The 19,745-nt window shown below is 74.1% G+C and carries 17 protein-coding genes; 4 read left to right on the top strand and 13 right to left on the bottom strand.

Going from position 1 to position 19,745, the window contains the following annotated elements; translation table 11 throughout:
- Positions 1-301: 301 nt before the first annotated feature.
- From pheT to infC, 7 genes are all read right to left on the bottom strand, one after another.
- The gene (pheT, locus tag ACZ6AQ_RS19495; RefSeq protein ID WP_468760871.1) at positions 302-2,830 is read right to left on the bottom strand and encodes a phenylalanine--tRNA ligase subunit beta; all 2,529 of its coding nucleotides are present in this window, start codon (positions 2,828-2,830) and stop codon (positions 302-304) included.
- Entirely contained in the window at positions 2,830-3,969 is a 1,140-nt protein-coding gene (pheS, locus tag ACZ6AQ_RS19490; protein ID WP_388693640.1) for a phenylalanine--tRNA ligase subunit alpha, read from the bottom strand. Before pheS ends, pheT begins: the two co-directional genes overlap by 1 nt.
- Positions 3,970-4,126: 157 nt before the next feature.
- On the bottom strand, positions 4,127-5,260 hold the full coding sequence (locus ACZ6AQ_RS19485; protein WP_468760870.1) for a sensor histidine kinase: 1,134 nt from the start codon (positions 5,258-5,260) through the stop codon (positions 4,127-4,129).
- 91 nt (positions 5,261-5,351) lie between these two features.
- Complete coding sequence (locus ACZ6AQ_RS19480) at positions 5,352-6,191, bottom strand: TrmH family RNA methyltransferase (protein WP_468760869.1); 840 nt, start codon at positions 6,189-6,191, stop codon at positions 5,352-5,354.
- Between the two features lie 169 nt (positions 6,192-6,360).
- Positions 6,361-6,747 carry a 50S ribosomal protein L20 gene (rplT, locus tag ACZ6AQ_RS19475; protein WP_003959820.1) on the bottom strand — a complete coding sequence of 129 codons (387 nt, stop codon included), beginning with the start codon at positions 6,745-6,747 and terminating at the stop codon, positions 6,361-6,363.
- A gap of 107 nt (positions 6,748-6,854) precedes the next feature.
- Positions 6,855-7,049, bottom strand: coding sequence for a 50S ribosomal protein L35 (rpmI, locus tag ACZ6AQ_RS19470; RefSeq protein WP_015032399.1), 195 nt, complete (start codon positions 7,047-7,049; stop codon positions 6,855-6,857).
- 123 nt (positions 7,050-7,172) lie between these two features.
- The gene (gene infC, locus ACZ6AQ_RS19465) at positions 7,173-7,838 is read right to left on the bottom strand and encodes a translation initiation factor IF-3 (protein ID WP_388693968.1); all 666 of its coding nucleotides are present in this window, start codon (positions 7,836-7,838) and stop codon (positions 7,173-7,175) included.
- Between the two features lie 353 nt (positions 7,839-8,191).
- Here infC and ACZ6AQ_RS19460 point away from each other — a divergent pair, with 353 nt between their 5' ends.
- Positions 8,192-8,560 carry a DUF1844 domain-containing protein gene (locus ACZ6AQ_RS19460; RefSeq protein ID WP_388693646.1) on the top strand — a complete coding sequence of 123 codons (369 nt, stop codon included), beginning with the start codon at positions 8,192-8,194 and terminating at the stop codon, positions 8,558-8,560.
- Positions 8,561-8,568: 8 nt separating this feature from the next.
- Here the strand turns inward: ACZ6AQ_RS19460 and ACZ6AQ_RS19455 are convergent, their stop codons facing one another.
- The 3 genes from ACZ6AQ_RS19455 to ACZ6AQ_RS19445 form a co-directional block, all read right to left on the bottom strand.
- Positions 8,569-9,300, bottom strand: a complete 732-nt coding sequence (locus ACZ6AQ_RS19455; protein ID WP_468760868.1) for an SseB family protein — start codon at positions 9,298-9,300, stop codon at positions 8,569-8,571.
- 83 nt (positions 9,301-9,383) lie between these two features.
- Positions 9,384-10,565: a type VII secretion-associated serine protease mycosin gene (mycP, locus tag ACZ6AQ_RS19450; protein ID WP_468760867.1), complete on the bottom strand. Its 1,182-nt coding sequence runs from the start codon at positions 10,563-10,565 to the stop codon at positions 9,384-9,386.
- Positions 10,562-11,356, bottom strand: a complete 795-nt coding sequence (locus tag ACZ6AQ_RS19445; RefSeq protein WP_468760866.1) for a hypothetical protein — start codon at positions 11,354-11,356, stop codon at positions 10,562-10,564. The genes mycP and ACZ6AQ_RS19445 overlap by 4 nt, the downstream gene beginning before the upstream one ends.
- Before the next feature lie 867 nt (positions 11,357-12,223).
- Here ACZ6AQ_RS19445 and ACZ6AQ_RS19440 point away from each other — a divergent pair.
- Complete coding sequence (locus tag ACZ6AQ_RS19440) at positions 12,224-13,426, top strand: amino acid deaminase/aldolase (protein ID WP_468760865.1); 1,203 nt, start codon at positions 12,224-12,226, stop codon at positions 13,424-13,426.
- Positions 13,427-13,545: 119 nt separating this feature from the next.
- Here ACZ6AQ_RS19440 and ACZ6AQ_RS19435 read toward each other — a convergent pair whose 3' ends face one another.
- Genes ACZ6AQ_RS19435 through ACZ6AQ_RS19425 form a run of 3 tightly spaced genes read right to left on the bottom strand, consistent with a single transcriptional unit; the run spans position 13,546 to position 17,118 of the window.
- A complete protein-coding gene (locus tag ACZ6AQ_RS19435) occupies positions 13,546-14,340 on the bottom strand; it encodes a 3-oxoacyl-ACP reductase (RefSeq protein ID WP_468760864.1) in 795 nt (264 codons plus the stop codon).
- Positions 14,337-15,701: an aldehyde dehydrogenase family protein gene (locus ACZ6AQ_RS19430; protein ID WP_468760863.1), complete on the bottom strand. Its 1,365-nt coding sequence runs from the start codon at positions 15,699-15,701 to the stop codon at positions 14,337-14,339. Before ACZ6AQ_RS19430 ends, ACZ6AQ_RS19435 begins: the two co-directional genes overlap by 4 nt.
- 52 nt (positions 15,702-15,753) lie before the next feature.
- Complete coding sequence (locus ACZ6AQ_RS19425) at positions 15,754-17,118, bottom strand: glutamine synthetase family protein (protein ID WP_468760862.1); 1,365 nt, start codon at positions 17,116-17,118, stop codon at positions 15,754-15,756.
- 107 nt (positions 17,119-17,225) lie between these two features.
- Here ACZ6AQ_RS19425 and ACZ6AQ_RS19420 point away from each other — a divergent pair, with 107 nt between their 5' ends.
- Positions 17,226-17,954, top strand: coding sequence for a FadR/GntR family transcriptional regulator (locus ACZ6AQ_RS19420; RefSeq protein ID WP_388693661.1), 729 nt, complete (start codon positions 17,226-17,228; stop codon positions 17,952-17,954).
- Positions 17,955-18,259: 305 nt separating this feature from the next.
- Complete coding sequence (gene eat / locus ACZ6AQ_RS19415; protein WP_468760861.1) at positions 18,260-19,741, top strand: ethanolamine permease; 1,482 nt, start codon at positions 18,260-18,262, stop codon at positions 19,739-19,741.
- Positions 19,742-19,745: the final 4 nt, after the last annotated feature.

Raw genomic sequence — 19,745 nt, 5'->3', positions numbered from 1 at the left:
TGTGTTCCTCGCCGCAAGGCGACGACCGGTCCGCCGGGCTCCCCCTCGTACAGTGCGGCGGTCCGGACCGTGCCGCCCGCCCCGCCGACCTGCCCGGCACTCCGTGGCGGGACGGGCGGCGCCGGTCCCGGTCCCCTCCGCTCAACGGCGGGAGGAGGGGGCCGGGCGGGAGCGCCGCTCTTACGCGGCGGATGTCCGTGGTTCCGGAGAAAGGCGGAGGGCCGCCCCGGGAAATCCCGGGGCGGCCCTCCGTGTTCTTCGGTGTTGTTCGGTGTTCTTTCGCGTTCTTCCGCGCGGAACCTCAGGCGCCGCGCAGGACGGCGCCCGTGCGCTCGGACGCCAGGGCGACGGCCGCGTCGCGGGCCGCGGACGCCTCGTCGACCGTCAGGGTGCGGTCCGGGGCACGGAACCTCAGGGCGTACGCCAGGGACTTGGTGCCCTCGCCGAGCTGGTCGCCGGTGTAGACGTCGAACAGCCGGACGGACTCCAGGAGTTCGCCCGCGCCCTCGCGCAGGGCGGCCTCGACCTCGGCGGCCGGGACGCCGGCGCCGACGACCAGGGCGACGTCCTGGGTGGCGACCGGGAAGGAGGAGATCCGGGGAGCCTTCACGGGGCCCCCGTTCGCCTTCTCCAGGAGGTCCAGGTCGATCTCCATCGCGCAGCTGCGGGCCGGGAGGCCGAACGCCTTCACCACGCGGGGGTGGAGCTCGCCGGCATGGCCGACGAGGACCTTCTCGCCGTCCACCTCGACGTGGAACGCGGCACAGCGGCCCGGGTGCCACGGGGCGTGCTGGTCCGCGCCGATGATCAGCTCGGCCCCGGCCGCGGCGGCCACGGTCCGGCCGGCCTCGATCGCGTCCGCCCAGTCGGACGGACGGCCCTTGCCCCACCAGCCGGCCTGCTCGCGCGTGCCGGCGAGGACGACGGCGGCGTGACGGGGCTGCGCGGGCAGCACGGCGTCGATCCCGGCGATCTCCTCGTCCGTGGGACGCCGGTCGACGGGCAGCCGGACGGCGATGCCGGGCTCCCCCTCGGGCCGGAAGACCAGACCGGTCTCGAAGAGGGCCAGGTCGTGGCCGCCGCGGCTGTCGTTGCGGCGCAGCGTGCCGAGCAGGCCCGGGAGCAGCGTCGTGCGGAGCGCGGGCTCCTCGTCCGAGAGCGGGTTGGCCAGCCTCACGAGCCGGCGCCGGGCGTCGTCCGCGTCGAGGCCGAGGTCGTCGAGGGCCTGCTCGCCGATGAACGGGTAGTTCAGGACCTCGACGTAACCGGCGCCGGCCAGGGCACGGCCCACGCGGCGGTGGGCGCGCTGGCGCTCGGTGAGCCCGCGGCCGGCCGGCGGCCTGGGCAGCGTGGAGGGCAGGTTCTCGTAGCCCTCCAGGCGGATGACCTCTTCGGCGAGGTCGTTCGGCGCGGTGAGGTCGGGGCGCCACGAGGGCACCGTGACGACGAGCTCGTCCTGGCCGTAGACGTCGCAGCCGACCTCCTGGAGGCGGCGGACGACGGTCTCGCGGCCGTACTCCATGCCCGCGACCTTGTCCGGGTGGTTCGCCGGCATGGTGATGGTGCGCGGCGCGGACGGGGCGGAGACCTCGGTGACGCCGGCCTCGGCGGTGCCGCCCCCGAGCAGCACCAGCAGGTCGACGCAGCGCTGGGCCGCGGCGCTGGGCGCCTTGGGGTCGACGCCCCGCTCCCAGCGCTTGGAGCCCTCGGTGGAGAGCTTGTGGCGGCGGGAGGTGCGGGCGATCGTGATCGCGTCGAAGTGTGCGGCCTCGATGACGATCTCGGTGGTGCCGGTGACGATCCCGGTCTCGGGGTCGGTCTCCGGGTCGGCGATCTCGGTGTGGGCGCCGCCCATGACACCGGCGAGGGCGATGGGGCCGCTGTCGTCCGTGATCAGCAGGTCCTCGGGGTCGAGGACGCGCTTGGTGCCGTCGAGGGTGGTGATGGTCTCGCCGGGCTCGGCGCGGCGGACCCCGATGGGACCGTTGAGCCGGGTGCGGTCGTAGGCGTGGAGCGGGGTGCCCAGCTCCAGCATCACGTAGTTGGTGATGTCGACGGCGAGCGAGACGGACCGCATGCCGGCCTTCTGCAGCCGGCGCTGCATCCAGATCGGGGTGCGGGCCTCGGGCGCCACGCCGACGACGGTGCGCGCGGTGAAGCGGTCGCAGCCGAAGGGGTCGGCGATCCGGACCGGGTAGCCGTACGCGTTGGGCACGGGCACGTCGAGCAGCGCCGGGTCGCGCAGCGGCAGCCCGTAGGCGGTGGCCGCCTCGCGGGCGACGCCGCGCATCGAGAGGCAGTAGCCGCGGTCCGGGGTGACGGCGATGTCGAGGACTTCGTCGAACAGTTCGAGGAGGACCGTGGCGTCGGTGCCGACCTCGTGCTCCGGGGGCAGCACGATGATGCCGTGCGAGCCGTCGTCGCCCATGCCGAGTTCGTCGCCGGAGCAGATCATGCCCCGGGAGACGCGGCCGTACGTCTTGCGCTCGGCGATCCGGAAGTCACCGGGGAGGACGGCGCCGGGCAGGGCCACGACGACCTTGTCGCCCTCGGCGAAGTTCCGCGCGCCACAGATGATCTCCTGGGGCTCGCCGGTGCCGTTGGCGTCGCCGACGTCGACGGTGCAGAAGCGGATGGGCTTCTTGAACTCCGTCAGCTCCTCGATGGTGAGCACCTTGCCGACCACCAGGGGGCCGGACAGACCGGTGCCGAGCCGCTCGACGGTCTCGACCTCCAGTCCTGCCGAGATGAGCTTGGCCTGGACGTCCCGGCCGGTCTCCGTCGCCGGCAGGTCGACGTACTCCCGCAGCCAAGAAAGCGGGACCCGCATCAGATCTCCATCCCGAACGGCCGGGTGAACCGGACGTCACCCTCGACCATGTCTCGCATGTCTTCGACGTTGTGGCGGAACATCAGCATCCGTTCGATGCCGAACCCGAAGGCGAATCCGCTGTACTTCTCGGGGTCCACACCGCAGGCGACGAGCACCTTCGGGTTGACCATGCCGCAGCCGCCGAGCTCGATCCAGCCCTCGCTGCCGCAGGTGCGGCAGGGGCGGTCCGGGTTGCCGACGGACTCGCCGCGGCAGACGTAGCAGAGCATGTCCATCTCGGCGGACGGCTCGGTGAACGGGAAGTAGTTCGGGCGCAGCCGGGTCTTCATGTCCGAACCGAAGAGCGCCTGGACCATGTGGTCGAGGGTGCCCTTGAGGTCGGCCATGGTGAGCCCCTCGTCCACGGCGAGCAGCTCGATCTGGTGGAAGACGGGGGTGTGCGTGGCGTCGAGCTCGTCGGTGCGGTAGACGCGGCCGGGGCACACGACGTAGACCGGGGGCTCCCGGTCGACGAGCGTGCGGGCCTGCACCGGGGAGGTGTGGGTGCGCAGGACGACGCCGGACTCGTCGCCGGTGGTGGCCTTCCCCTCGGGGGAGGTCCCCCGGACGAAGAAGGTGTCCTGCGTCTGGCGCGCCGGGTGGTCCGGGAGGAAGTTGAGGGCGTCGAAGTTGAACCACTCCGCCTCGACCTCGGGGCCTTCGGCGACCTCGTACCCCATGGAGACGAAGACGTCGGAGACGCGCTCCATGAGGGTGGTCAGCGGGTGGCGGGCGCCGGCCGGGACGCGGTCGTACGGCAGGGTGACGTCGACGGCCTCCTCCACGAGGACACGGGCGTCGCGCTCGGCCTCCAGCTCGGCCTGGCGGGCGGCGAGCGCCTTGGAGACGGCGCCGCGGGCCTGGCCCACGAGCTTTCCGGCGGCGGCCTTGGCCTGCGGGGGCAGGGCGCCGATCTCCCGGTTGGCGAGCGCCAGCGGTGAGGTGCCACCGGTGTGCGCGGTCTTCGCCTGCGCGAGCGCGTCGAGGTCGCCCGCGGCGGCGAAGGCGGCGAGCGCCTCGTCCCGCATGCGCTCGATCTCTTCCGGTTTCAGCGCCTCGACCTCGACCGGGTCGTACGACTTATTGGGTGCGGACATCTCTTCCCGTGCTTCCGTTGGCTTGGCTGGGCGGCCCCGCTCGACGTCAAGGGCGCAAACGTGCCAAAGGTCGAGTCTAACGGGGCGGGGGAACGCGCATGAGCCCGTGGGCGGACCGGGCGGCTCCTGTTCGTCCTCGGTCTCGGCGGGCGAGACCTCAGAGGAGGTGGGCCGGGGTGCCGACGGGCAGGATAAATCGGAACTCGGCACCGCCGCGGGGGCCCCGTCCGACGGTGATGGTGCCGCCGTGGGCCTCGACCACGCCCTTGACGATGTAGAGGCCGAGGCCGGTGCCGCCGCGCTTGCTGCCCCGCCAGAAGCGGGTGAAGACGCGGTTCATCGACTCTTCGGGGATGCCGGGGCCCTCGTCGCTCACGGTGACCTCCGTCCCCTCTTCTCCGCCGTCGTCCGTCGTGGTGGGTGCCACCTCGATGGTGACGGTTCCCTCTCCGTGGCGCACGGCATTTTCGAGGAGGTTGCCGAGGATCTGGTCGATCTTGTCGGGGTCGGCCCAGAGCGGCGGCAGCTGGGGCCTGATCCGTACGAAGAAGCGGTCCGGGGACTGGCCGCCGGCGGTGTGGGCATGGACGTGCCGGCCGACCGCCGCCGCGATGTCGACGGGCTGGCGGCGGACCTCCAGCCGGCCGGAGTCGATGCGGGAGATGTCGAGGAGTTCCGCGATGAGCCGTTTGATGCGGCCGGCGTCGGCGTCGACGGTCTCCAGCATCAGCCGCTTCTGCTCGTCGGTGAAGCGTTCCCACTTCCGCAGGAGGGTGGCGGTGAAGCCCTTGACGGAGGTGAGCGGGGAGCGCAGCTCGTGGGCGACGGTGGCGATGAGCTCGGCGTGGCTGCGTTCGGTGCGCCGGCGCGCCTCGGTGCCGCGCAGGGAGACGACGACCCGCCGGACCGGCCCGGTGGGGTGCTCGCGGACGTACCGGGCGGAGACCAGGACCTCGCGGCCGCCGGGGAGGAGCAGGTTGCGTTCGGGCTGGCCGCTGCGGGTGGCGAGCCCGCCGTACGGGTCGGTCAGCGCCCACCAGCGGCGTCCCTTGAGGTCCTCCAGGGGCAGCGCCCGGTCCAGTGGGAGGCCGAGGGCCCGGTCGGCGGGGACGGCGGTGACGCGGGCGGCGGCGGCGTTGAAGCAGACGACGCGGCCGGTCTCGTCGGCGACGACGAGGCCGTCGGGCAGGTCGTCGGGGTGGATGCCGGGGAAGCCGCCGGCCTCCTCCCCTTCCCGGGCGCGCGGACCGGCGCTCCGTGCCTGTGCGGGAGTGTCCGTACCGACCGTCATCCCCGTTCCCCGCCTCTCCGCGCGGCGCAAGTGGGCCCCGAGTGCGTCACTCTACTGGGCGGCGGGGGCGGAGCGGCCCCCTCCGGTCCGTTCAGGCGGAGGCGCGGGGGCGCTGGGCGCGCGCGGAGGCGTACAGGCAGACGGCGGCGGCGGTGGCGAGGTTGAGGCTCTCGGCCTTGCCGTGGATCGGGACGCGGACGACGGCGTCGGCGAGGGCCCGGGTCTCCTCGGGCAGTCCCCACGCCTCGTTCCCGAAGATCCAGGCGGTCGGCCCGCCCATGGTGCCCGCGTCCAGCTCGGCGTCCAGGTCGTCCTGTCCGGCCCCGTCGGCGGCGAGGACGCGCACGCCCGCGCCCCGGAGTCCGGCGACGGCCTGTTCGACGGGGACCCCGACGGCCACCGGCAGGTGGAAGAGGGAGCCGACGGAGGCGCGCACGGACTTGGGGTTGTACAGGTCCACGGAGGCGTCGGTGAGGACGACGGCGTCGGCGCCGGCCGCGTCGGCGCAGCGCAGCACGGTGCCGGCGTTCCCGGGGTCGCGCACGTGGGCGAGGACGGCGACCAGCCGGGGCCGGACGGCGACGATCTCCTCGAACGGCGAGTCGAGGAAGCGGCAGACGCCGACGAGCCCCTGCGGGGTGACGGTCTGGGAGACCTCGGCGAGGACGGCGTCGGAGGCGTGGTGGACGCGGGCTCCGGCGGCGCGGGCCGCGTCGACGATGGCGGCGTGGCGTCCGGCGGCCTCGACGGTGGTGAACAGCTCGACCAGGGTGGGTTCCCCGCCGGGGCCCCGGTGGTCGACGGCCTCGCGGACGGCCTGCGGTCCCTCGGCGATGAAGAGGCGGTCCTTGCCCCGGAAGGCGCGCTTGGCGAGCCGCCGGGCGGCGACGACGCGCGGGGAACGCGGGGAGATCAGCTCGGGGGTGACCATGGCGTGCGGGGGTTCTCTCTTCGGGGCCGGGGGCTGCGGGGTCCGGGGTGCGGCGTGCTCCGGTGCGGGGCGGGGCCGCGCGGTCCGGGCGTCTCGGGGGCCGACGCGCCCGGACCCGCAGGCGCGTGGGCGTCTGCGGGTCCGGGCGGAGGTACTGCGGCCTGGAAGATCAGGCGGCGGCCTTCGGGGCGTTGACGTCGGCCGGGAGGGCCTTCTGCGCGACCTCGACCAGCGCGGCGAACGCGTTGGCGTCGTTGACGGCCAGCTCGGCGAGGATCTTGCGGTCCACCTCGACGTTGGCGGCCTTCAGACCCTGGATGAGGCGGTTGTACGTCATGCCGTTCAGGCGGGCAGCGGCGTTGATGCGCTGGATCCACAGCTGACGGAAGTCGCCCTTGCGCTTCTTGCGGTCGTTGTAGTTGTAGACCAGCGAGTGGGTGACCTGCTCCTTGGCCTTGCGGTACAGGCGCGAACGCTGACCGCGGTAGCCCGAGGCCTGCTCGAGGATCGCCCGGCGCTTCTTGTGGGCGTTGACTGCCCGCTTGACGCGTGCCACTTGTTTTACTCCTTGTAGCGGGGTCGTGGTGGTCCTCACACGACCCGGAAAACGGATGGAACCCGGACTCGGCCGGATGCCCTCGTCGCCGAGGGCGGGAGATCAGATCAGATGCCCAGCATCTTCTTGATCTTGGCGGCGTCACCCGGGGCCATCTCGGCGTTGCCCGTGAGGCGACGCGTCAGCTTGGACGACTTGTGCTCGAGCAGGTGGCGCTTGCCGGCGCGCTCCCGCAGGATCTTGCCGGAGCCGGTGACCTTGAAGCGCTTCTTGGCACCGGAGTGCGTCTTGTTCTTCGGCATGGCGCCGTTCTCTCCTCGTCAGTGGCGCTCCCCCGGTGCGGGCACCGGACATCCGGGAGCGTCAGTTCTTCGTCTGGTGGTTCCGGGCGGGGCCCGGGGCTGCCTGGGTGGCAGCCCGCCGGGTCACGCCTCGGGGGTCTCGGCCGGAGCGTCGGCCGAAGCCTCGGGGGCCGGGGTCTCGGCGGCCGGGGCCTCGGACGTCTCCTCGGAGGTGACGCCCTGGCGCTCGGCCTTGCGTGCGGCCTGGGCCTCACGCGCCTCGGCCATGGCCTCGGTCTTCTTCTTGTGCGGGCCGAGAACCATGATCATGTTCCGGCCGTCCTGCTTCGGGTTGGACTCGATGAAGCCAAGCTCCTCGACGTCCGACGCCAGCCGCTGCAGCAGCCGGAATCCAAGCTCGGGACGGGACTGCTCACGACCACGGAACATGATCGTGATCTTGACCTTGTCGCCCTGCTTGAGGAACCGGACGACGTGACCCTTCTTGGTGTCGTAGTCGTGCGGGTCGATCTTCGGCCGGAGCTTCATCTCCTTGATGACCGTGTGCGCCTGGTTCTTGCGCGCCTCACGGGCCTTCATGGCCGACTCGTACTTGAACTTCCCGTAGTCCATGAGCTTGCACACGGGCGGACGGGCGTTCGCCGCGACCTCGACCAGGTCGAGGTCGTACTCCTGTGCGAGCTCCAGGGCCTTGGCAAGCGGAACAATCCCGACCTGCTCGCCGCTGGGTCCGACAAGTCGCACCTCGGGAACGCGAATCCTGTCGTTGATGCGGGGCTCGGCGCTGATGGATCCTCCTCGGTAGCACCACGCGACCGCCTGGCGGACGGACGCGCAACGTCTGTTTCTGAGACCAACCGAGCCGGCACATGAAAAATGCCCCGGACGGGACACAGGCGGGGCTCCAGGAAAATACCGGAACACCGCCGCGGTCAACCGCGGGGCGCACATCGGGCGGCTCCATCGTCCGTACGGAACGATGGGCGCCACCTGACCGGTGACCCGCCACCCGCGAAGGTGGTCAGGTGGGAGTACGGAGCCTCCACTTGTGGGCCGGACACACAGGTGTCCAGCCGGTCGTTACACAAGGTTAGCAGGACCCGCCGGTCTCCACCAACCGGCGGCGGCATATCGTAGGGGGCATGAGCGAGACGCCCCGGAACGAGAACCCGGACTCCCCCGACTTCGACGCCATGACCCGTGACATCGCGGAGGTCCCGGCGGTCGAGGTCATCGTGACCGTCGCCGTCAACCTGATGAGCGCCGCCGCCGTGAAGCTCGGGCTGACCGAGGAGGGCGAGAAGCACAAGGACCTCGACGAGGCGCGCAAGCTGGTGCACGCCCTCGCGGGGCTGCTGGACGCCGGCGCGACCGAGGTCTCCTCCTTCCACGCCGCGCCCCTGCGGGACGGCCTGAAGTCCCTCCAGCTCGCCTTCCGCGAGGCGTCCCTGATCCCGGACGAGCCGGGTCAGGGGCCGGGCGAGAAGTACACGGGGCCGGTGTACGGCTAGGTCTTCCCTCAGCTTCTTACGTAGAAGGGCTCGCCCGGGGGCGTGGCCGAGGCCGGCAGGAACGCCAGGTCGAGGCCCCGCACCAGGCGGGCCCTCAGCGTTTCGTCGGCCGCCAGGGCGCGCGCCACGCGCCGGGCGGCCTCCGCCGGGGCGGCGTCCCTGGCGAGGACCAGGGCGAGGGTGCCGTCGGCGGCGCCGGGCCCCAGGTGGGCGCGGAGGACGGCGGGCTCGGCGGCGACGGCGGCCCGGACCGCCTCCCGTACGGCGGGGTCGTCGAGCGGGTCGGCGCCGGCGCGGCCCTCGGCGAGCGCGAGCAGGGCCGGCCCGGTGACCTGGTACGGCACGGGACCCGCGAGGTCGAGGACGAGCGTGTCCGCCTTCTCGTGGGCGACGGCCTGGAGCGCCTGGTGCAGTGGGACGGCGACGGGCCGGGCCTCCGGGTCCCAGAGGGCGAGCGAGGCGGTGGAGGTGAAGGCGGGCAGGGCCCGCCGGTCGCCGGCCGTGAGGGTGGGGACCGCCATGTCGCTGGTCTTCTCGCGGCGCAGGCCGTTCTCGTCGGTCTCGACCTCGCCGAGGACGGCGACCACGGGGACGAGCAGCCGCGCTTCGCGCAGGGCGTCGAGGACCGGCCCGTGGGCGGTCCTGTCCTCCGCCCAGGCCGCGAGGGCCGCGGCGAGCCGCGGGTCGGCCGTGCCGTCGTCTTCGGAGAAACCGGGGTCCGGGATGTTCTTGAGCGCCACGCCCCGAGCCTAACCGCCGGGCGGCGGCGCGCGGTCCGCCGGGTTCCGGCCGGCGCGGTGGGGCGGTTCCGTCGGGGCGGGCGTCAGCCGGGGCGGTGGGCGCGCCGGAGCGCCACGGCGGTGAGGAGCAGCAGCGCGCCGAGGCCGCCGAGGAGGGGGGCGAGCAGCCCGAAGGGGCGGGCCTCCTCGGCGGGGGCCACGGGACCGGGCCCGAAGTGGCGGCCCCGGTACCCGGTGGTGGTGTTCTTCGGGTCGCCGCCCTTCAGTCGGGCGCCCGCCTCGATCGCCGCGGCCGGGTCGACCGTCCCGTACCCCTTGTCGTCGCTGCGGCCGTCCTTCGGCCTGTCGCGGGCGGTGTCGGCGAGCAGGCGTTTGACCTGGGCCGGGGTGAGGCCGGGGTGGGCCGCCCGGACGAGGGCGACGGCCCCGGAGACGAACGCGGCGGCGGCGCTGGTGCCCCAGCCCTCGTAGTAGCGGCGGTCGGGGTCGGCGATGACGATGTCCACGCCGGGGGCGCTGACGGTGGCGTACCAGCGGCGGGTGGAGAAGGGGGCGCGGGCGCCCCAGCGGTCGACGGCCGTGACGGCGATGACGCCGGGGTAGGCGGCGGGGTACGAGATGTGGTCGCCCTTCTCGCCGCCGTTCCCCGCGGAGGCGACGACGGCGACCCCCTTGGCCAGGGCGTACTGGACGGCGGCGTCCTCGCCCGCGTCGGGGTGGGCGGACTCGGAGTCGTCGCCGAGGGAGAGGTTGATGACGTCGGCGCCGTGGTCGGCGGCCCAGCGGATGCCTTCCGCGAGGGCGGTGCCCCTGCTCTTGCGGGCCTTGTCCCGCTCCTTGTCGGAGGACTCCAGGATGACCCGTACGGGAAGGATCCCGGCCTCGGGGGCGACGCCGAGGACGCCGTCCCGGTCCCCGGGTCCGTGGCCGTGCCCGGCGATGATCCCGGCCATGGCGGTGCCGTGCCGGGCCCAGGCGCGGTCGCCCCGGGAGGCGCCGAAGCCGATGAGGTCGTGACCGGGCAGGACGGACCCCGCGAGGTCGGGGTGGTCGGCGTCCACGCCGGTGTCGAGGACGGCGACGGTGACGCCCCCGCCCCTGGTGGTGCGCCACGCCTCGGCCGTGCGGAGGGTGTCGAGGCCCCACTGCCGGGCCCGGATGGTGTCGGCGTGCGCGGGGGCGGTGGTGGCGGGCAGCACGGAGAAGGCGGCGGCGAGCAGGACGGCGGCGGCGCCGCGCGCCCGTCGGCGGGCGGGACGGTTCACCGGGCCTTCTTCTCCTTCGCCGCCTCGGCGGCGGTCGTGCGCAGCAGGCGCGTCAGGCTCTCGGTGATGCCCTTGGCCTCGTGCCCGAGGCCGGACTGGGCGACGGCGTCGGTGCGGCCCCCGGCCGTCGCCCGGTCGGCGGGCTGGGGGGCGTCGACGGTCCGGCCGTCGGCGAAGCCGGAGACGGCGGTGACGACGACGGGGAGGTCCGCGGGGGCGCTCACCCACCAGCTCGCGCGCTGCCGGTCGCCGAAGCGGGCGGCGACGGTGGAGGGGCCGGACAGGGCCGGGGGGACGTCCTGGCCGAGGCGGGCGGGGAGGCCCTGGCCGAGGGCGCGCTGCGCGGTGGCGTCGGCGCGGGTGAAGACGAGGCCGACGGTGATCACGCTGCTGGCGGTGGCGTCGGTGTACGTGGCGCGCAGGACGCGCTCGCAGCCGAGCGGCTCGACGGTGGCGAGCAGGCCCCGGGCGAGGACGGCGGGCGAACAGGGGGCGTCGGGGGCGACCACGATCCGGGTCCAGGTGCGGGCGGCGGAGCCGGGACCGGCGCCGGGACCGGCGAGGGTGCGGGGGAAGAGGGCGTCGACGGGGGCGTTGTGCCAGAGCTCCCGGGCCTCGGCGTACCCGGCGGGCGCGACGGGCTTCCCGGACTCGTCGGCCGCCAGCCACACCCCGGCGAGGGCGCCGCCGATGAGGCCGGACCCGAGCACCGCGCAGACGGCGACGGCGACGGCCCGCCCGGCGCTCCGCCCCCGGACGGGGCCCAGCCGCGCGGTGGCCCCGAGGGGCACCCCGTACGACGCGGCGGGGGGGCCGTAACCGGCAGGGCGGGGGTGGCCGGGGTGGCCGTACGGCGGTACGGCGGGGGCGGGGGTGACGGGGGCGTTCGCCGGGGGCGGCGGAACCGGCCGTGCCGGCGCGGCCGGCGGAGCGACCGGGCCCGGGGAAGGCGCGGCCGGGCGTACCGGACCCGGGGGAGGCGCGGCCGGGCGCACCGGGCCCGGGGAAGGCGCGGCCGGGCGTACCGGACCCGGGGGAGGCGCGGCCGGGCGCACCGGGCCCGGGGAAGGCACGGCCGGACGCACCGGACCCGGGGAAGACGCGGCCGGACGCACCGGACCCGGGGAAGACGCGGCCGGGCGCACCGGGCCCGGGGAAGGCGCGGCCGGACGGGCCGGTACCGACGGGGGCTGCGCCGGACGGGCCGGTACCGGTGCGGGCGCCGCCGGATGCTGCGGCACCGGCGCAGGTGCCGCCGGACGCACCGGACCCGGAGAGGGCACAGCCGGACGCCGGGCGGGCGGAGGCGGGGGCTCCGGAGGCCGGGCCGGAAGCGGGCGGGCGGTCGCCCCGGTGTCGGTCGTCCCGGTGCCGGACGGCCCGGTGTCGCCGGACGCCGGGCGGGCGGAGCCGGACGCCGCGGTGCCACCGGCCGACGGGGAAGCGTCGGTGACGGCCGCCGGGGAAGCGTCGGTGCCGGCCGACGGCGGGGGGACGGGAAGGAGGAGTTCGCTGACGCGGGAGGGCGTGGGGCGGTGCTCGCTGGTCATCCCCGTCTCCCGCTCGTGTCGACAATGCCCGTCACTCTACGGGCTGTTCCCCACCGCACGGGAACTCAGGGGCTACCCACCCGTAAACCCGTCTGGCAAGCTCGGGCCATGACTCCCCGTGCCACCGATCGGGCCCGCTACGACCGGGCCACCGCCCACCTCGACGCGCCCGTGGCGATCGTCGACCTGGAGGCCTTCGACGCCAACGCGGCGGACCTCGTGCGCCGGGCCGGAGGGAAGCCCGTCCGCGTGGCGAGCAAGTCCGTGCGGTGCCGGGCGCTCCTGGAGCGGGTCCTCGCGCGGGAGGGCTTCGCCGGGATCATGTCGTTCACGCTCGACGAGTCGCTGTGGCTGGCGCGCGCCGGTTTCGAGGACGTCCTGCTCGCGTACCCCTCGGCGGACCGCACCGGGTTCGGGGAGCTGGCGCGGGACCCGAAACTCGCCGCGGCCGTGACCGTGATGGTGGACGACGTGGCGCAGCTGGACCTGATCGACGCCTCCCGCGCGGGCGGGACGGAGGAGGTCCGGGTCTGTCTGGAGATGGACACGGCGCTGAGCCTCCTCGGCGGCCGGATACGGGTCGGCGCCCGCCGTTCCCCGCTGCGGGAGCCCGGGGAGCTGGCGGAGCTGGCCCGCTCGGTGGTGCGGCGTCCGGGGTTCCGGCTGGTCGGGATCATGGCGTACGAGGGGCACGTGGCGGGGGTCGGGGACGCGGTGACGGGCCGGCCGCTGCGGTCGCGGGCGGTCCGGCTGATGCAGTCCGCCGCCCGCAGGGAGCTGGCGGAGCGCAGGGCGGCCGTGGTGCGGGCCGTACGGGCGGTGGCGCCGGACCTGGAGTTCGTGAACGGCGGCGGCACCGGAAGCGTGCAGCACACCGCCGCCGAGGACGCGGTGACGGAGATCGCCGCCGGTTCGGGGCTCTTCGTGCCGCGCCTCTTCGACGACTACACGTCCTTCAGCGGCCGGCCCGCCGCGCTCTTCGCACAGCCCGTGGTGCGCCGTCCGGGCGTGGGCGTGGTGACGGTGCTCGGGGGCGGGTACCCGGCCTCCGGGGTGGCGGGCCCCGACCGGCTGCCCGTGCCGTACCTGCCGGAGGGGCTGCGGTACGACCCGAGGGAGGGACCCGGCGAGGTGCAGACCCCGCTGCTCGGCCCGCCGGCCGACGATCTGCGGATCGGCGACAAGGTGTGGTTCCGGCACGCGAAGGCCGGCGAGCTGTGCGAGCGCTTCGAGAGCCTGCGCCTGGTCGAGGGCGACCGGGTCACCTCGACCGTGCCGACGTACCGGGGCGAGGGCCGCACCTTCCTCTAGGCGGGGCGTGTGCCGAAACCGGGCGGGGCGTGTGCCGAAACCGGGCCGGGCGTGTGCCGAAAGGGGCGCCGGCGGGCCGGGCGCGCCGCGACGCCCGGCCCGCCGGGGAGGGGCGGGGCTCAGAGGGGGGTGACGTACGCGCCGGAGATGCCGCCGTCCACGAGGAAGTCGCTGGCGTTGACGAAGGAGGAGTCGTCGCTCGCGAGGAAGGCGACGGCGGCGGCGATCTCCTCGGCCTCGGCGAAGCGGCCGAGGGGGATGTGGACGAGGCGGCGGGCGGCCCGTTCGGGGTCCTTGGCGAACAGCTCCCGGAGGAGCGGTGTGTTGACGGGGCCCGGGCACAGGGCGTTGACGCGGATGCCCTCGCGGGCGAACTGGACGCCCAGTTCGCGGGACATGGCGAGCACGCCGCCCTTGGAGGCGGTGTAGGAGATCTGGCTGGTGGCGGCGCCCATGACGGCGACGAAGGAGGCGGTGTTGATGATGGAGCCCCTCCCCTGGCGGCGCATGTAGGGCAGGGCGGCCTTGCAGCAGAGGTAGACGGAGGTGAGGTTGACGTCCTGGACGCGCTTCCACGCCTCCAGGCCGGTCTCCAGGATGGAGTCGTCGTCGGGGGGCGAGATGCCGGCGTTGTTGAAGGCGACGTCGACGGAGCCGTAGGTGTCGAAGGCGGCCCGGAACAGCGCCTCGACCTGCTCGGGGTCGGTGACGTCGACCCGTACGAAGGTGCCGCCGACCTCCTCCGCGGCGGCCTTGCCGGCGGTCTCGTCGATGTCGCCGCAGACGACGTTGGCGCCCTCGGAGGCGAGGCGGCGGGCGGTGGCGAGGCCGATGCCGCTGCCGGCGCCGGTGATGACGGCGGTGCGGCCGACCAGACGGCGGCAGACGATCTCTTCGGTTCCCTCGGTGGTCATGCGGTGCGGTCCTCCGTGCTGATGAAGACGTTCTTGGTCTCGGTGAAGGCGGTCAGGGCGTCGGGGCCGAGTTCGCGGCCGAGGCCGGACTGCCGGTAGCCCCCGAACGGGGTCCAGTAGCGGACGCTGGAGTGGGAGTTGACGGAGAGGTTCCCGGCGCGGACGGCACGGGAGACGCGCAGGGCGCGTCCGACGTCCCGGGTCCAGATCGAGCCGGACAGGCCGTACTCGGTGGCGTTGGCGAGGCGGACCGCGTCGGCCTCGTCCTCGAAGGGGAGGACGACGGCGACGGGCCCGAAGACCTCCTCGACGGCGCAGGGGGCGTCCTCGGGCAGGCCGGTGAGGACGGTCGGCGGGAACCAGAAGCCGGGGCCCCCGGGGGCCTTGCCCCGGATGCCGGGAAGGTCGTCGGGGACGTAGGAGCGGACGCGGTCGAGCTGGGCCCGGGAGATGAGCGGCCCCATCTGCGTGCGCTCGTCGGAGGGGTCCCCGACGACGACCTCCTCGATCGCGGGGGCGAGCAGTTCCAGGAAGCGGTCGTACGCGCTCCGCTGGACGAGGATGCGGGTGCGGGCGCAGCAGTCCTGGCCGCTGTTGTCGAGGAAGGACATCGGGGCGGCGGCGGCCGCCGCTTCGACGTCGGCGTCCGCGAAGACGATGTTGGGGCTCTTGCCGCCGAGTTCGAGGGTGATCCGCTTCACCTGGCCGGCACACTTCGCCATGATCGACTTTCCGGTCCGGGTGGAGCCGGTGAAGACGATCTTGGCGATGCCGGGGTGCTCGACGAGCGCGTTCCCGGCGACCGGGCCGGTTCCCGGGAGGACCTGGAGGAGTCCTTCGGGCAGGCCCGCTTCGAGGGCGAGTTCCGCGAGGCGGAGCGCGGTGAGCGGGGTGGCCTCGGCCGGCTTGAGGAGCACGGCGTTGCCCGCGGCGAGGGCGGGGGCGGTGGCCCAGGCGGCGATCGGCAGGGGGAAGTTCCAGGGCGCGATGACGCCGACGACCCCGAGCGGTTCGAGGATCGTGACGTCGAGGCCGCCGGCCACCGGGATCTGGCGTCCGTTCAGCCGCTCCACTCCCCCGGCGGCGAAGTCGAGCAGGTCGCGGACGTTGCCGGCCTCCCAGCGGGCGTTGCCGATGGTGTGGCCCGCCTCGGTGACCTCCAGGCGGGCCAGTTCCTCGACGTGTCCGTCCACGACGGAGGCGAAGCGGCGGAGCAGCCGGGCGCGGTCGGCGGGCGCGGCGGCGGCCCAGTCGCGCTGGGCGGCGGTGGCGCGGACCACGGCGGCGTCGACGTCGGCGGGGGTGGCCGCGGGGACGTCGGCGACCGGCTCCCCGGTCGCCGGGTTCAGTACCTGGAGCAACTCGTTCCTTTCGGTGACGTCCGGAGCGGGGGTTCGGCGCTGCGGCGTCCGGTCAGTGGCGTTCGAAGGAGCGGCGCAGCTCCCAGTCGGTCACCGCGGCGTCGAAGGCGTCGAGTTCGACGCGGGCCATGGTGCGGTAGTGGGCGACGACCTCGGGGCCGAAGGCGGCCTCGGCGACCGGGCTCGTCTCCCAGAGCCCGGCGGCCTCGCGCAGGGTGGTGGGGACGCGCGCGTACCCGGCGGTGTAGGCGTTCCCGGTGCAGGGCGGGGGGAGTTCGAGGCGCTGTTCGATGCCGTGGAGGCCGGCGGCGACCAGGCCGGCGACGGCGAGGTAGGGGTTGACGTCGCCGCCGGGGAGGCGGTTCTCGAAGCGGGTGGAGCGTCCGTGGCCGACGACCCGGAGGGCGCAGGTCCGGTTGTCCCGGCCCCAGGCGACGGCGGTGGGCGCGAAGGAGCCGGGCTGGAAGCGTTTGTAGGAGTTGATGTTGGGCGCGTAGAGGAGGGAGAACTCGCGGAGGGCGGCGAGCTGTCCGGCGAGGAAGTGGCGCATCGTCTCCGACATGCCGTGCTCGTCGTCCCCGGCCATCACGTTCTCCCCGTCCTCGTTCTGGAGGGAGAGGTGGATGTGGCAGGAGTTGCCCTCGCGCTCGTTGTACTTCGCCATGAAGGTGAGCGAGCGGCCCTCCTGGGCCGCGATCTCCTTGGCGCCCGTCTTGTAGACCGCGTGCTGGTCGCAGGTGACCAGGGCTTCGTCGTACTTGAAGACGATCTCGTGCTGGCCGGGGTTGCACTCGCCCTTGGCGGACTCGACGGTGAGTCCGGCGGCGGTCATCTCGTTGCGGATGCGGCGCAGGAGCGGTTCGACGCGGCCGGTGCCGAGGACGGAGTAGTCGATGTTGTACTGGTTGGCGGGGGTGAGGCCGCGGTAGCCGGCGTTCCACGCCTGCTCGTAGCCGTCCTGGAAGAGGATGAACTCCAGCTCGGTGCCCACGTGGGCGGTGAGGCCGTGTTCCGCCAGGCGTTCGAGCTGGCGGCGGAGGATCTGGCGGGGTGCCGCGGCGACGGGGGTGCCGTCGCCCCAGGCGAGGTCGGCGGTCACCAGGGCGGTGGCCTCGTTCCAGGGGACGCGGCGGAGGGTGGCGAGGTCGGGGTGCATCGCGAAGTCGCCGTAGCCGCGGTCCCAGGAGGACATCGCGTAGCCGTCGACGGTGTTCATCTCGGTGTCGACGGCCAGGAGGTAGTCGCAGCCCTCGGTGCCGTGGCCGAGGACGTCGTCCAGGAAGAACCGCGCGGCGAACCGCTTGCCCTGGAGCCGTCCCTGCATGTCGGGGAAGGCCAGGACGACGGTGTCGATCTCGCCGTTCGCGACGAGGGCGCGCAGCTCCTCGACGCCGAGCGGGGGTGTGCGGTCTGCCACGGGACTGATCCTCCTTCGGCCTGCCGGAAGTCATAAGGTATTGCGGAAGACCTTTGCTTGGGAAGCGTCGGGGTGTTCGGGAAGTGTCGGAGAAGGGGAACGGGGACGTGGCCGGTACGAGTGGATCGGCGGACCGGCTGACGCCCGTGCTGCGGCCGGTGCGGGCGGGCAACGGGTTCGAGGAGGCCCTGGAGCAGATCCTCCAGGTGATACGGCTCGGCCTGGTGCCGGACGGGGAGCGGTTGCCCGCCGAACGGGAGCTGGCCGACCGGATGGGGATCAGCCGGGTGACCCTGCGCGAGGTCCTCAAGGTGCTCCAGGAGCAGGGGCTCGTGGAGAGCAGGCGCGGCCGCTACGGCGGGACGTTCGTCCTGCCCCGGCCCCGGAGGGCCGGCGAGGACGAGCTGCGCCGCCGGATCGCCTCGGTCGACGTGGAGGACACCCTGCGCTTCCGCGAGGTGCTCGAGGTGGGGGCCGCCGGACTGTGCGCGGCCCACGGCCTGGACGCGGCGGGCGCCGGGCGGTTGCGCTCCGCCCTCGCGGCGACCCACGACGCTCCGCTCGACGACTACCGGCGCCGGGACAGCCTGCTGCACCTCACGCTCGCCGAGCTCTCCGGTTCGCCGACGCTGACGGCCCAGTACGCGGGCGTCCGGGCGACGGTGAACGACCTGCTGGACTGCATCCCGCTGCTCGTACGGAACCTGGAGCACTCCCAGCACCAGCACACCGCGCTCGTGGAGGCGGTCCTGGACGGGGACGCGGACGCGGCGCGCGAAGTGATGCGGGAGCACTGCGGGGGGACGGCGGCGCTGCTGCGGGGCTTCCTGACGTGAGGCGGGCGCCCTCACCGCCCCGGCGGGGGGGGGAGCGCCCGCGCCGCTCCGGCGGGGTCGGCGCACGTGGCGGCCCGGCCGGGGGGGACGGCCGCACGGATCACGGCCGGTGACCCGCGAGCCCGTGCCGCGCGAACTCGTGCCCCGCAAGCCCGTGCCGCACGCGCCCGTGCCCCGCGAGCCCGTGCCGCACGCGCCCGTGTCCCATGGCCCGAAAGTGGCGCACGGGGGTTGCGCTCCCCCGGCGGCCGACGCAAAGGTATGGCCTCGTTCCATTGGGCCCGTTGCGGGGAGCTGACGCTGCCATGACGCTCGAAGACACGTCCGGAGACACGTCGGGAAGCACGCCCGGGGGCGCCTCCGGAGGCGGCGTCCCGCCGGAGGACGACTACCTGCGGCGCCGCGCGCTGCGCCGCGGCAGCGCCGGCTGGCTGCTGCTCACCGGGCTCGGCGTGGCCTACGTGGTCTCCGGCGACTACTCCGGCTGGAACATCGGCCTGTCGAAGGGCGGCTTCGGCGGTCTCGCCGTCGCCACCGTCCTGATGGGCACGATGTACGCCTGTCTGGTCTTCGCGCTCGCCGAACTCTCCGCCATCCTCCCCACGGCGGGCGGCGGCTACGGCTTCGCCCGCCGCGCGCTCGGCACCTGGGGCGGCTTCCTCACCGGCACCGCGATCCTCATCGAGTACGTCCTCGCCCCCGCCGCGATCTCCCTCTTCATCGGCGACTACGTCGAGTCCCTGGGTCTCTTCGGCCTGGAGTCCGGCTGGCCGGTCCAGCTGGTCTGCTTCGCCCTCTTCATCGGCATCCACCTGTGGGGCGTGGGCGAGGCGCTGCGCTTCAGCCTGGTCGTGACGGCGGTCGCGGTCGCCGCCCTGATCGTCTTCGCGGTCGGCGCGTTCACCGAGTTCCGCGTGGACGGCCTGAACGACATCCCGGTGGACGGCGACGCCTTCGGGTCCAGCTCCTGGCTGCCGTTCGGCCTGCTCGGGATCTGGGCGGCGTTCCCCTTCGGCATGTGGTTCTTCCTGGGGGTCGAGGGGGTGCCGCTGGCCGCCGAGGAGGCGAAGGACCCGGTCAGGTCGATGCCGAGGGCGCTGGCGGTCTCCCTGGGCGTCCTGGTGCTGCTCGCCGTCATGACCTTCCTGGCCGCCACCGGCGCGCGCGGCGCGGCGGCCGTCCAGGAGGCCGGGAACCCGCTGGTCGTGGCGCTCCAGGGCGACGGGGGGCCGACGGCGCTCAGCCGGTTCGTGAACTACGCGGGCCTCGCCGGTCTGGTCGCCTCCTTCTTCTCCCTCATCTACGCCGGTTCGCGCCAGCTCTTCGCCCTCTCGCGGGCGGGTTACCTGCCCCGCTTCCTCTCCCTGACCAGCCGTCGCAAGGCGCCCTACCTGGGCCTGCTCGTCCCGGGCGCGATCGGCTTCGCCCTCGCCGTCGGGACGGGCGACGGAGCCCGGATGCTGAACGTCGCGGTCTTCGGCGCCACCATCTCGTACGCCCTGATGGCGCTCTCCCACCTCGTGCTGCGCCGTCGCGAGCCGGAACTGCACCGCCCGTACCGCACGCCCGGCGGGACCGTGACCTCGTCGGTGGCCTTCGTCCTGGCCCTCTCGGCCCTGGTCGCGACCTTCCTGGTGGACCGGGCGGCGGCGTTCACGGCGCTCGGGGTGTATGTGATCGCCCTCGCCCACTTCGCGTTCTACAGTCGGCACCGCCTGGTGGCCAGGGCGCCGGAGGAGGAGTTCGCGGCGCTCGCCGCGGCCGAGGCCGAGCTCGAACGCGACTGACGTC

This window comes from Streptomyces sp. NPDC041191, assembly GCF_055591945.1.
The sequence above is the reverse complement of the archived record's forward strand: the minus strand, read 5'-3'. Positions and strand labels throughout refer to the sequence as shown.